This window comes from Lutibacter sp. (genome assembly GCF_021647475.1).
Classification (GTDB): Bacteria; Bacteroidota; Bacteroidia; order Flavobacteriales; family Flavobacteriaceae; genus Lutibacter.
The window spans coordinates 1-12,077 of sequence record NZ_JAKIUR010000068.1; the positions used below are offsets into that span (position 1 = coordinate 1).

A 12,077-nucleotide genomic window follows, 5' to 3' on the forward strand; every position below is an offset into this window, starting at 1 on the left:
GATTTTATGAAATATGCAGCTTAAAAATTAGTGATAAATTTTAATGTTTTTATTTGTTTTAATCATAGAATACGAGTGAATTTTAGCCTTTTTAGGCTTAAAATTAGTATCGAGAATAGGTTTTTTATTTAAAACAGCCGTTCTCGATACAATTTTTTATCAAAAATTACCTGCCTTGCCGTCAGGCAGGCAGGCTCGAACGGACATAACAGTAGGTTTAAAAAGTTATAATGCACAACGGGTTAAATAAGATAAAAGTTATGAAAAAATTTAGCACACTATTTCTGATTATAATTATTTTTACATTTTCAAGTTATAGTCAACAAAAAAACACTACTAAAATGAATAAAAAAGTCGATAAAACAGAAGCTGAATGGAAAAATATTTTATCTCCTCAACAATATTATGTACTTCGAGAAAAAGGAACAGATGCTCCAAGTGAAGCTGGTTATACTTCTTTTTTTGAAAAAGGAACTTATGTTTGTGCTGCCTGTGGAACACAGCTTTTTAAATCAAACTCTAAATTTGAATCGCACTGTGGTTGGCCTTCTTTTGATGATGCTATTGAAGGAAAAGTAAAATATGTTGTAGATAAAAGTCACGGAATGATTAGAACTGAAATTATTTGTGCTACTTGCGGCGGACATTTAGGTCACGTTTTTGATGATGGACCACAAGAAACTACAGGTAAACGCTTTTGCGTAAATACAACTTCAATTAAATTTATAAAACAAGAATAAAATAACCGCTTATACTACAAACATCTTCCTCAAAAAAAGTACAAGCGGAATCTTTAACTTAACTAAACAAACATTTCTTTTGGTTTGGTAACTGTTTTATTACACAATTGCCATAATTTTATTCCTCCAGCTACATTGGCTACTTCCTTAATATTATTATTTGCCAATATTAATTGGACTATAAAAGCACGTAAACCACTTCTACAAATTAAAATTACAGGTTTGGCTTCCTTCTTAATAAATTCTATTTGACTTCTAATATCATCTATAGGAATATTAATGGCATTTACTAAAGTTCCTGCTTCATATTCTTCTTGCGTTCTGGTATCAATAAGTAAATAATTGGATGCATCTGTTTCATTCATAAATACTTCCAAATCTTCAACGGAAATTTGAGGACATTTTTCATTTACAATATTTTCAGAAACAAAACTTGAAACAACTAATGGATCTTTAGCTGGAGAATAAGGTGGAGCATATGCTAAATCTAATTGTGCTAAATCTGAAATTTTTAGTTTTGCATAAATTGCCGTACTTAATACATCAATTCGCTTATCTACTCCTACTTCACCTACCAATTCGGCACCATAAATTTCTTTGGTAGTTGGATTAAAATAAATTTCAGATACAATTTCTTTTTTATTAGGATAATAACCTGGAGTTGCACCAACAATAGTTAATACTTTTTTAAAAGGTAAATTTTGTGCTTTTAAAGCTTTTGCATTCATTCCTGTTCTGGCAAAAGTATAATCAAAAACCTGAACAATTGCAGTATTATATGCACCTTTAAATATAGTTTCACTTCCAACAGCATTTGCTCCTGCGGCTCTACCTGCTTTATTAGAATGAGTTCCTAAAGGGAAATAACCATATTCATTGGTTTGTAAATTTTTGATAGCCACATTATCTCCAGCTGCATAAACATCTTTAATAGACGTTTCCATAAATTCATTTACAATTAAAGCTCCATTTTTAATATGCTTTGCTCCTTGTTTCAATAATAAATCTGTGTTTGGTTTTATCCCTACACTTACAATAACAAAATCGGTTTCAATGGCTTCTTTTCCTTTAATAATAACCTTACTGATTTTACCATTTTTATCAACATTAAACTCACTTACAAAACTTGATGTAATAACGTTTATATCTTTTTCAATTAATATTTTTTCGGCAATACTTCCAAATTTTGGTTGCCACATACTTAAAACCTCATTTGCTCCTTCAATTAAGGTAACATTTTTACCAGCAAGTTTTAAATTTTCAGCAACTTCAATACCAATTAATCCACCACCTATAATAGTTATATTTTTAGAACTAGTAGCTAATCCTTCTTTCATAATCTTATCAAAATCGGGCATTGATCTACACGTTGACCAATTAGTTGCAATATGTATATTTTTAATTGGTGGAACTACAGAACTTGCTCCGGTAGCCATAATTAATTTATCATAAGCATAATCGCCTTTATTAGAATATACTATCTTATTGGCTGTGTCAATATTTAAAATTTCTTCATTTAATTTAACATCAATATTAAATCGGTTTTGCATTAAATCAGATTCCACAACTATTAAATCTTCTCTGTTTTCTATAATTCCAGAAAAAGCATACGGCATACCACAAGTAGCATAACTTATATTTGAACCTTTTTCAAACATTATAATTTCAGCATTTTCATCTTCTCTTCTAGCTTTTGCTGCTGCTGATGGACCTGCTGACAAACCTCCAATTATTATAATTCTTTTCATTATTTTCTTATATTTTGAGCAAATTTCTAACCCTTTTTTGGAATATATTGTAATGATTATTACTATAACGTTTTCAGTAAAATTAGAACTCAATTAAAAAAAAATAGCTAAAAAAATTATGAGTGATTTTAATTAAAAACATAAAATATTAATTAAAACTATTTATTACAATTTAGTATCTTTGCAATTCTAAAAAAGAAGCAAAATTTTATGTTTAATAATTTAAGTGATAAACTAGATAAAGCCTTTCATGTATTAAAAGGTCACGGAAAAATTACAGAAGTTAATGTTGCAGAAACTTTAAAAGAAGTTAGACGAGCATTGCTAGATGCCGATGTTAATTTTAAAATTGCTAAAAGCTTTACCAACATAGTTAAAGAAAAAGCCCTAGGTCAAAACGTGTTAACTACGTTAAATCCAAGCCAATTAATGGTTAAAATTGTTAAGGATGAATTAACCGAATTAATGGGCGGTGAAACTGTTGGACTTAATTTATCTGGCACACCAACTGTTATTTTAATGTCTGGTTTACAAGGTTCTGGTAAAACTACTTTTTCAGGAAAACTTGCTAATTATTTAAAAAACAAAAAAACAAAACAGGTTTTATTAGTAGGTTGCGATGTTTACCGACCTGCTGCAATAAATCAATTGCAAGTTGTTGGTGAACAAATTGGTGTAGAAGTTTATGCAGAAATTGACAATAAAAATCCTGTTGAAATTTCAAAAAATGCCATTAAACATGCAAAAGCTACTGGTAAAAATGTAGTGATTATTGATACCGCTGGTCGTTTAGCTGTAGATGAGCAAATGATGACTGAAATATCCAACATTCATAAAGCCGTAAATCCACAAGAAACATTATTTGTAGTTGATGCTATGACTGGACAAGATGCGGTAAATACAGCAAAAGCATTTAATGATATTTTAAATTTTGAAGGTGTTGTTTTAACAAAATTAGATGGTGATACTCGTGGTGGTGCTGCCTTATCTGTAAAATCGGTTGTAAACAAACCTATTAAATTTATTGGTACTGGTGAAAAAATGGAAGCCATTGATATTTTCCATCCAGACCGAATGGCTGAACGTATTTTAGGAATGGGAGATGTTGTTTCTTTAGTGGAACGTGCTCAAGAACAATATGACGAAGAAGAAGCTAGAAAAATACAGAAGAAAATTGCTAAAAACCAATTTGGTTTTGATGATTTCCTAAAACAAATTCATCAAATTAAAAAAATGGGGAATATGAAAGATTTAGTTGGTATGATTCCTGGTGCCGGTAAAATGATGAAAGATGTAGATATAGACGATGATGCTTTTAAAGGAATTGAAGCCATTATTCATTCAATGACTCCTAAAGAAAGAAGTGAACCTAAAATTATAAATGCTATTCGTAAAAAAAGAATTGCCAAAGGTTCTGGAACCTCTATTCAAGAAGTGAATCAATTATTAAAACAATTTACTCAAATGAGTAAAATGATGAAAATGATGCAAGGTGGTGGTGGCAGACAAATGATGCAAATGATGAAAGGAATGGGAAAATAACTAATTAGTTAACAGTTTTCAGTTACAGTTGGCAATCTGTAAAAATTATAATTTTTTAAAAAAATTAAATTATGAGTTTCAAAAAGTTACTTGCCTATCAAAAAGCATTTGAGCTTTCAATGAAAATTTTTGAACTTTCTAAATCTTTTCCAAAAGAAGAAACTTATTCACTGACTGATCAAATTAGAAGATGTTCTAGGTCAGTTTGTGCTAATATTTCAGAAGCATATCGAAAAAGGTCATATCCAAAACATCTTAAGAGTAAATTATCAGATTCCGATAGCGAGAATTCTGAAACTCAAGTTTGGATTGATTTTTCAAAATCTTATAATTATATAAATACTAAACAACAACAAGTTTTAACATATAGAAGTCAAGAAGTTGGAAAATCAATTAATTTTATGATTAGTAATCCTGAAAAATTTGGAGTAAAAAAACTGTAAACTGTAACTAACAAAACTGAAAACTAATTTATTATGATACTACTAGACGGAAAAAAAACAGCTGCAGATTTAAAACAAGAAATTGCTTTATCAGTTCAAAAATTAAAAAAACAAGGTAAAAAAATACCACATTTGGCAGCTGTTTTAGTTGGAGAAAATGGAGCTAGTATGACTTATGTTAATGCTAAAGTTAAAGCTTGCGAATTAGTTGGATTTAAATCTACTTTAATTAAACTTCCTGAAGATACTACCGAAGAAAAATTATTACAGGAAATTGAGACTCTAAATAACAATAAAAATGTTGATGGATTTATAGTTCAACTTCCGCTACCAAAACATATTAATGAACAAAAAATAGTAATGGCTGTAAATCCTGACAAAGATGTAGATGGATTTCATCCGGTAAACGTAGGAAAAATGACATTAGATTTACCTTGCTTTTTGCCTGCAACTCCTTTTGGAATTTTAGAATTATTAGAACGCTATAACGTAGAAACTTCAGGGAAAAATGTAGTGATTATTGGCAGAAGCCATATTGTTGGAAGACCAATGAGTATTTTAATGAGTCAAAAACGAACAGCTGGAAATGCTACGGTTACCGTAGCTCACAGCCGAACAAAAAATTTAAAAGAAATTACTTTACAAGCAGATATTATTGTTGCAGCACTTGGCAAACCTGAATTTTTAACTGGAGCTATGGTTAAAAATGGAGTTACTATTATTGATGTTGGAATTACTAGAGTTGAAGATACTACCAAAAAAAGAGGATATAGATTGGCTGGAGATGTCCACTTTGAAAGTGTAGCCCCTAAATCCGCATTTATAACTCCTGTTCCTGGTGGCGTTGGTCCAATGACTATTGCTATGCTTATGAAAAATACGTTGTTAGCTTGTGAACGAAAAGAGAACTAAATCTCATCTTCTCTATGTACTAATTCTACACTAAATGCAGGATTACAAACTGAAATATATTCGCAAACTTCATCAAAAGGATTTGAGTATTGAACCCTTACTCCTTTTTTAATTTTTATAGACTGACCTGCTTCTAAAAACACTTTTTCACCGTCAATTATTAATTGTTGTTTTCCTTTTATAATGTATGTATATTCGTCAAAATCAGGGGTTTGAAAAGGTTCGCTCCAATTTGCAGGTGCCACCATATGAGCAATACTAATATTACAATTATTACTTCCTCCAAAATGTTCTTCAATTAACTTACCATCCGTAGTTGGAACAACAAACGGAGATTTTTGAATTTTATATTTTTCCAATAGAAATGACTTTTAAAATTAATTTATGCAAAGCTATAAATTTTATTTTTAACTAAATATTAAATCTATAAAACCATTTTAAGTTTAATAATTCCTAACTTAGTAGTAAATTAAAAAAACGAACATGAAACTAACTTTTTTAGGTGGTGCTGGTACCGTAACAGGTTCAAAATCATTATTGGAAACTAATTATAAAAAATTATTAATTGATTGTGGTTTATTTCAAGGATTAAAAGAACTACGGTTAAAAAACTGGGAAGAACTTCCAATTAATAGTAGCGAAATTGATGCCGTATTTTTAACACACGCTCATTTAGATCATTCTGGCTATTTACCTATTTTAGTTAAAAATGGGTACAAAGGCAAAATTTATTGTTCAGAAGCAACAAGAGATTTAGCTAAAATAATATTACTAGATAGTGGTAAAATTCAAGAAGAAGACGCACATAGAGCTAACGAACATCATTACACAAAACATGAAAAGGCAGTTCCTTTATATGACAAAGAAGATGCTGCAAATACACTTCCACATTTTCAAACCATTGAACTTAATAAATGGTTTGATTTGGATAATAATATTAAATTCAAATTTTTAAATAGTGGTCATATTTTAGGAAGTACTTTTATTCTATTTGAAATCAATGGTAAAACGTTTGTTTTTTCTGGTGATGTAGGTCGTAAACACCCTATTTTATTAAACAGATATGAATATATAGAAAATACAGATTATTTGGTAATTGAATCCACTTATGGAAACAGGTTACATGAGCAGGTAAATATAAAAGATACTTTGCTAAACCATATTTTAAAAACTTATGAAAGAGGTGGAACTTTAATTATTCCTACATTTTCAGTAGAACGAGCACAAGAAATTATTTATTTATTAAGTATTTTAAAACGAGAAAATAAACTCCCAAAAATTCCTATTTACTTAGATAGTCCAATGGGTGTAAATGCTACCGAAGTTTATTTAAATCATAAAAATAATCATATTTTAAATGATGATGATATACAAAGTATGCTAACAACCGTGCATTTAGTAAGTGATGTTAAAACTTCTAAAGCGATAGTACGTGACAAAAAACAAAAGATTGTATTAGCAGGAAGCGGAATGATAACAGGTGGAAGAGTTTTACATTACCTAGAAAATTTAATTTCAGATCCAAAAAATACTGTTTTAATAGTTGGATATCAAGCTGCAGGAACACGTGGTAGAGCGTTAATTTCTGGAGATCATGAAATTAAATTCTTTGGAAAATATCATACGGTAAGAGCTGAAGTAGCTGAAATTACAGGCTTTTCTGGACATGCAGATCAAAGTGAACTATTAGATTGGTTAAAGCATTACAAAAATCCTCCTACACTTACTTTTATAAATCATGGAGAACCACATCAAAGTCAGGCATTAAAAACTAAAATAAATAATGAGCTTGGTTGGAAATGCACCGTTGCTAAAATAGATAAGGAATATTATTTAGATTAACTGTTTTTTTTAATTAAACCAAATGGTGAAATATTTGATTTTTGCCATATCTGGAATTTGGTTTAAAGACACTTGTTCTCTACTAAATTCACTGATTCCCAATTCTTTTTTATCTATAGAAATTGTTGCATTTAATTCATCTATAAATAATGTTGCAGAAGTTAGCGTAGTTTCAATATTATTTACCAAATAATTTTCATTAATATCTTTAAAGGTAGATTTTAAGGAGATTCCTTTATCCGTAACATAGTTAGGGTCGTATATTCCAACACTTTTTATCTTTGATAAAGAATCGTTTTGTTTACTTGCTGTTATTTCTAATAATTTTTTTCCAGATTTGGAATAAATATCATATTCGTCATCGTTTAAAGAAAATATTTTTTGGGAGTCAATGGTCTCTGCTAAAGGTTTATTTGAAACTATAGAATCATTTTTAAATATATTACTCAAATCTGCAATTGTAGTTTTTTTATTAATATTACCAACCATTCCTTTTTTCACCTCATACTTATTTGTATTGGTACATTGAATAAAAAATAACATTATAATTATGAAATAAAATAATCTTTTAATAAGTGTCATTTACAATTTTATTTTTAATATGTTTAATTTAATAAAACGTTTTTATTTTAATTTTATTTAAAAAAAGACTGGTATTTTATAAAACTCTTTTTAATATACCTAAAACGCCTCTAATAAAAGTAGCACTTGTTACTACTTTTAAAATAGGATTCATCCTAGTACTTCTTGTTCTTCTCTTTCTGCCTGAAGAATAAGACTTTTTAGATTCTTTCTTTTTCTTTTCAACTTCTTCTTTTTTATTAATACTTTCAATTTTTCTATTCAAAATTTCAAAAGCACTATCTCTGTCAATAGTTTCGTTATACTTATAAAATAATTGAGAGTTTTTTATTAGTTTTTCTAACTCTGTGTCAGTAAGTATATCCATCCTACTCATAGGGGCTCTCATCATGGTTGCAGCTAACGGAGTTGGTTTTCCTTTCTCACTTAAAACGGAAACAAAAGCCTCTCCAATTCCTAAAGAAGTTAACGTTTCAGCTACATCATAATATTTTGAATCTGGATAATTTTCAGCAACCAATTTAATAGCTTTTCTATCTTTTGCTGTAAACGCCCTTAATGCATGTTGAATTTTTAGCCCTAATTGTGCTAAAATATCTTCTGGAATATCCTTTGGATTTTGAGTAACAAAATACAATCCAATACCTTTTGAACGAATTAATTTTACAATATTTTCAATTTCAGAAAGCAATGCTTTTGATGCTTCTCTAAAAATTAAGTGGGCTTCATCTAAAAATATAATTAATTCAGGTTTACCACTATCACCTTGTTCTGGAAAAGTACTATAAATTTCCGCCAATAATTGCAACATAAACGTAGAAAATAATTTTGGTTTATCTTGAATATCGGTTAAACGCAAAATAGAAATAATACCTTCCCCTTTATCATTTTTTCTAACTAAATCCTTAACGTCAAAAGATCGTTCTCCAAAAAACAATTCACCTCCTTGTTGGTCTAGCTCAATAATTTTACGTAAAATAGTACCTGTACTTGCAGTAGAAATTCTTCCATATTCTTTTTGAATTTCCTCTTTACCTTCTTCAGTTGAAAATCGTAAAACTTTTTTAAAATCTTTTAAATCTAATAATGGTAATTTTTGATCATCGCAATATTGAAAAATAATGGAAACAATACCACTTTGTGCTTCATTAAGGTTTAATATTCTGGATAATAATACCGGACCAAATTCTGATATCGTTGCTCTTAATCGAACTCCATTTTGCTCTGAAATAGTAAGTATATCAACAGGAAATCCTCTTCCTTTAAACGGCAAACCAATGGCAGCCATACGCTCATCAATTTTAGGATGACCAGGACTAGGTTCAGCTAAACCACTTAAATCGCCTTTAATATCCATTAACAAAACAGGAATTCCTTTTTCTGAAAGGTTTTCTGCCATAACTTGCAACGATTTAGTTTTACCCGTACCAGTGGCACCAGCAATTAATCCGTGCCTGTTTAATGTTTTTAATGGCACTTTTACAAAAGCATCTTTTAATGTTTCACCAGCTAGCATTGCCGATCCTAAAACTATATAATCACCTTTGGTGCGGTAGCCGTCATTTATCTCGTTAAAAAAATCTTCTTTTGCAGTCATTTAATATTTTTTTGTTAAAAATAAGATATATAAATCAAATTAAAAATTTCATTATAAATTAATTTCAAATTATTTATAGTGAAGTAATATGCTTAAATTTGCGAAATGATAAATGAACACACCCAACAGCTTATTAATAAAGGTGAAATGCTACCTTTAATGGAAGAATTTTACACCATTCAAGGAGAAGGATTTCACACCGGAAAAGCAGCTTATTTTATAAGAATTGGTGGCTGTGATGTTGGTTGCCATTGGTGTGATGTTAAAGAAAGTTGGGATGCTAACTTGCATCCTCCTACTGAAACCATTAAAATTGTACATAATATCAGCAAACAAGCTAACACAGTAGTAGTTACTGGAGGCGAACCATTAATTTGGAATATGGATTATTTAACTAAACTACTAAAAGCTAAAGGATTAAAAACGCATATTGAAACTTCTGGTTCTTATAAACTAACAGGAAATTGGAATTGGATTTGCCTTTCTCCAAAAAAAACGAAGCTACCTTTAAAAGAAATTTATAAAAAAGCAAACGAGTTAAAAATAATTGTTTTAAATAAACACGATTTTAAATTTGCCGAAGAACAAGCTGAAAAAATATCTGAAAAATGTGAACTTTTTTTACAACCAGAGTGGAGTAAAAGAAAAGAAATAATGCCGTTGATTGTAAATTATGTAATGAAACATCCTAAATGGAAAATTTCATTACAAACTCATAAATATTTGAATATACCTTAGTCTTTATTGATAATTTTAAGAGCTATTTTATAAATTTTTTGAAATTGTTCTTCTAAACCCAACTTTGAATTATCAATCTCAATAGCATCACCTGCCTTAATTAAAGGAGAATCTTTACGCGTTGTATCAATAAAATCTCTTTCTTTCACATTTTTTAATATTGAGTCAAAAGAAACCTTATCTCCTTTTTTAGTCAATTCATCAAATCTACGTTTAGCTCTAACATCTGCAGATGCCGTTATAAACAATTTTAACTCCGCTTTTGGAAAAACAACGGTTCCAATATCTCTACCGTCCATCACAATACCTTTATTAATTCCCATTGCTTGCTGTTGTGTTACCATCTTTTTTCTAATTTCAGAAACTTCAGCTACTTTACTCACCAAATTGGAAACTTCTAAAGACCTTATTTTACTTTCAACATTAACATTATTTAAATAAATCTCTCCATAACCTAATTTCTCATTAAACTTAAATTTTAATTCAATTTTTTCTAATGCTATTATCAATTTATTTTTATTGAATTTATGCTTAGAAATTAAATCATGTTGCATAAAATATAAGGTAACAGCTCTATACATTGCTCCAGAATCTACATAAATATAATGTAATTTTTTAGCTAATTGCTTAGCTATAGTACTTTTTCCTGTGGATGAAAATCCATCTATTGCAATTGTAATTTTTTTCAATTTGTTAATTTAAATTTATTAATAGGCTGAAAGTACTCGAATTAGAAGTAGGATGATATTTAGAAAACGCATAATTCAATTTAATTTTATTCATTTTTAAACCAAATCCTGCCGTAAAACCAGCAAATGAACGCTGATTTACAAAATTTAATTCTTTTGCTCTTCTAAAATTATATCCAAACCTAAGATTAAATACACCTTCCGAAAAAAGTTCAGCTCCTACTGAAATATGTCTAAAAGCATTATCTAAAAAAGATATCTTTTCTTGTGTAACATTACCATTTAAATCAGTCGTTTGGTTTGAAGGATTACTATATGCTAACTTCCATTGCTGTAAATTATCCATTGTAAAATACCAAGTTAATGGTACATTTTCTAATTTATATGATGCACCAAAATCAATTTGAAATGGTAATTTTTCTCTATCACTATCAAATACTGTTATTTGATAACCTAAATTCCTAGCAACAATAGTAAATACATAAGGAACATATTCATTAGAAAATAATAGTGCAAAATCTCCACCTATTCCAAAGGATGAGTAATTTTCTATTACAGAATTTATTACTTTAATATTGGCTCCAATGTGAAAATCAGAATTTAAAATATTATAAGAATATCCTAATGAAAACATAAAATCATATGCTTTAAAGTTTCCGGTTTCAATTCCTGATTCATCAGCACCAATAAACTTTCCATAATTTAAATAAGTAATATTTGAATGAAATGTACCTATTTGTCTATTAATCATATGAGCAAATGCAACAGATGTAATAGACACATCAGCAAGATAATTCACATAGTTCACTGATAATTCATTATCTATATTATTATTTATTGAAGATGGATTCCAAGTTGGCTGGTTTACATTATCCAAAATAGTTAAAACCCTTCCTCCTAATGCTGTTTGCCTTGCTGAACTTGATAAATTCAAAAAATTGAAAACATTCTCACCCCCAGTTTGAGAATAACCAATAAAGGAGCAAAAAAATATACAAATCCAACTTTTTTTCATACTAAATGCAAATTAAAACTAAAATATTAGTATAACCGAAAAAACACACATAAATTATAAAGAAAAAATAAAAAAACCTTCAATAGTTAAATTGAAGGTTTTAAAAGAAAGGCGGTGACATACTCTCCCACCGGTTGGCAGTACCATCTGCGCTGATAGGCTTAACTTCTCTGTTCGGTATGGGAAGAGGTGAGCCCTATCGCTATAACCACCTTAAAATTTTAGTTAT

Annotated in this window: 12 protein-coding genes and 1 rRNA gene; 6 read left to right on the plus strand and 7 right to left on the minus strand. The window is 29.2% G+C overall.

Going from position 1 to position 12,077, the window contains the following annotated elements; genetic code table 11:
• Nucleotides 1-341: 341 nt before the first annotated feature.
• A complete protein-coding gene (gene msrB, locus L3J60_RS12225; protein WP_291975840.1) occupies nt 342-740 on the plus strand; it encodes a peptide-methionine (R)-S-oxide reductase MsrB in 399 nt (132 codons plus the stop codon).
• Between the two features lie 62 nt (nt 741-802).
• Here msrB and L3J60_RS12230 read toward each other — a convergent pair whose 3' ends face one another.
• Nucleotides 803-2,488, minus strand: coding sequence for an FAD-dependent oxidoreductase (locus L3J60_RS12230; RefSeq protein ID WP_291975841.1), 1,686 nt, complete (start codon nt 2,486-2,488; stop codon nt 803-805).
• 210 nt (nt 2,489-2,698) lie between these two features.
• Between L3J60_RS12230 and ffh the strand changes: the two genes are divergently transcribed.
• The 3 genes from ffh to L3J60_RS12245 all read left to right on the plus strand — a co-directional run bounded on the left by ffh (nt 2,699) and on the right by L3J60_RS12245 (nt 5,385).
• Entirely contained in the window at nt 2,699-4,030 is a 1,332-nt protein-coding gene (ffh, locus tag L3J60_RS12235; RefSeq protein ID WP_291975843.1) for a signal recognition particle protein, read from the plus strand.
• A 71-nt stretch (nt 4,031-4,101) separates the two neighbouring features.
• Entirely contained in the window at nt 4,102-4,473 is a 372-nt protein-coding gene (locus L3J60_RS12240) for a four helix bundle protein (RefSeq protein ID WP_291975844.1), read from the plus strand.
• A 33-nt stretch (nt 4,474-4,506) separates the two neighbouring features.
• Nucleotides 4,507-5,385 carry a tetrahydrofolate dehydrogenase/cyclohydrolase catalytic domain-containing protein gene (locus L3J60_RS12245; protein ID WP_291975845.1) on the plus strand — a complete coding sequence of 293 codons (879 nt, stop codon included), beginning with the start codon at nt 4,507-4,509 and terminating at the stop codon, nt 5,383-5,385.
• On the opposite strand, the gene L3J60_RS12250 is transcribed toward L3J60_RS12245, so the two are convergent.
• Nucleotides 5,382-5,744 carry a cupin domain-containing protein gene (locus tag L3J60_RS12250; protein ID WP_291975846.1) on the minus strand — a complete coding sequence of 121 codons (363 nt, stop codon included), beginning with the start codon at nt 5,742-5,744 and terminating at the stop codon, nt 5,382-5,384. The two genes, L3J60_RS12245 and L3J60_RS12250, sit on opposite strands and share 4 nt — an antisense overlap.
• 124 nt (nt 5,745-5,868) lie before the next feature.
• Between L3J60_RS12250 and L3J60_RS12255 the strand changes: the two genes are divergently transcribed.
• Nucleotides 5,869-7,227, plus strand: a complete 1,359-nt coding sequence (locus tag L3J60_RS12255; protein WP_291975847.1) for an MBL fold metallo-hydrolase — start codon at nt 5,869-5,871, stop codon at nt 7,225-7,227.
• A 9-nt stretch (nt 7,228-7,236) separates the two neighbouring features.
• On the opposite strand, the gene L3J60_RS12260 is transcribed toward L3J60_RS12255, so the two are convergent.
• Nucleotides 7,237-7,809, minus strand: coding sequence for a hypothetical protein (locus L3J60_RS12260; protein WP_291975848.1), 573 nt, complete (start codon nt 7,807-7,809; stop codon nt 7,237-7,239).
• 76 nt (nt 7,810-7,885) lie between these two features.
• Entirely contained in the window at nt 7,886-9,406 is a 1,521-nt protein-coding gene (locus L3J60_RS12265) for a helicase HerA-like domain-containing protein (RefSeq protein WP_291975849.1), read from the minus strand.
• A 105-nt stretch (nt 9,407-9,511) separates the two neighbouring features.
• On the opposite strand from L3J60_RS12265, the gene L3J60_RS12270 reads away from it, so the two are divergent.
• The gene (locus L3J60_RS12270; protein WP_291975850.1) at nt 9,512-10,144 is read left to right on the plus strand and encodes a 7-carboxy-7-deazaguanine synthase QueE; all 633 of its coding nucleotides are present in this window, start codon (nt 9,512-9,514) and stop codon (nt 10,142-10,144) included.
• Here L3J60_RS12270 and cmk read toward each other — a convergent pair.
• From cmk to rrf, 3 genes are all read right to left on the minus strand, one after another.
• Complete coding sequence (gene cmk / locus L3J60_RS12275) at nt 10,141-10,833, minus strand: (d)CMP kinase (protein WP_291975851.1); 693 nt, start codon at nt 10,831-10,833, stop codon at nt 10,141-10,143. The two genes, L3J60_RS12270 and cmk, sit on opposite strands and share 4 nt — an antisense overlap.
• A gap of 4 nt (nt 10,834-10,837) precedes the next feature.
• Nucleotides 10,838-11,848, minus strand: a complete 1,011-nt coding sequence (gene porQ / locus L3J60_RS12280; protein WP_291975852.1) for a type IX secretion system protein PorQ — start codon at nt 11,846-11,848, stop codon at nt 10,838-10,840.
• A 106-nt stretch (nt 11,849-11,954) separates the two neighbouring features.
• Nucleotides 11,955-12,064: ribosomal RNA gene (gene rrf / locus L3J60_RS12285) — 5S ribosomal RNA — on the minus strand.
• Nucleotides 12,065-12,077 lie beyond the last annotated feature (13 nt).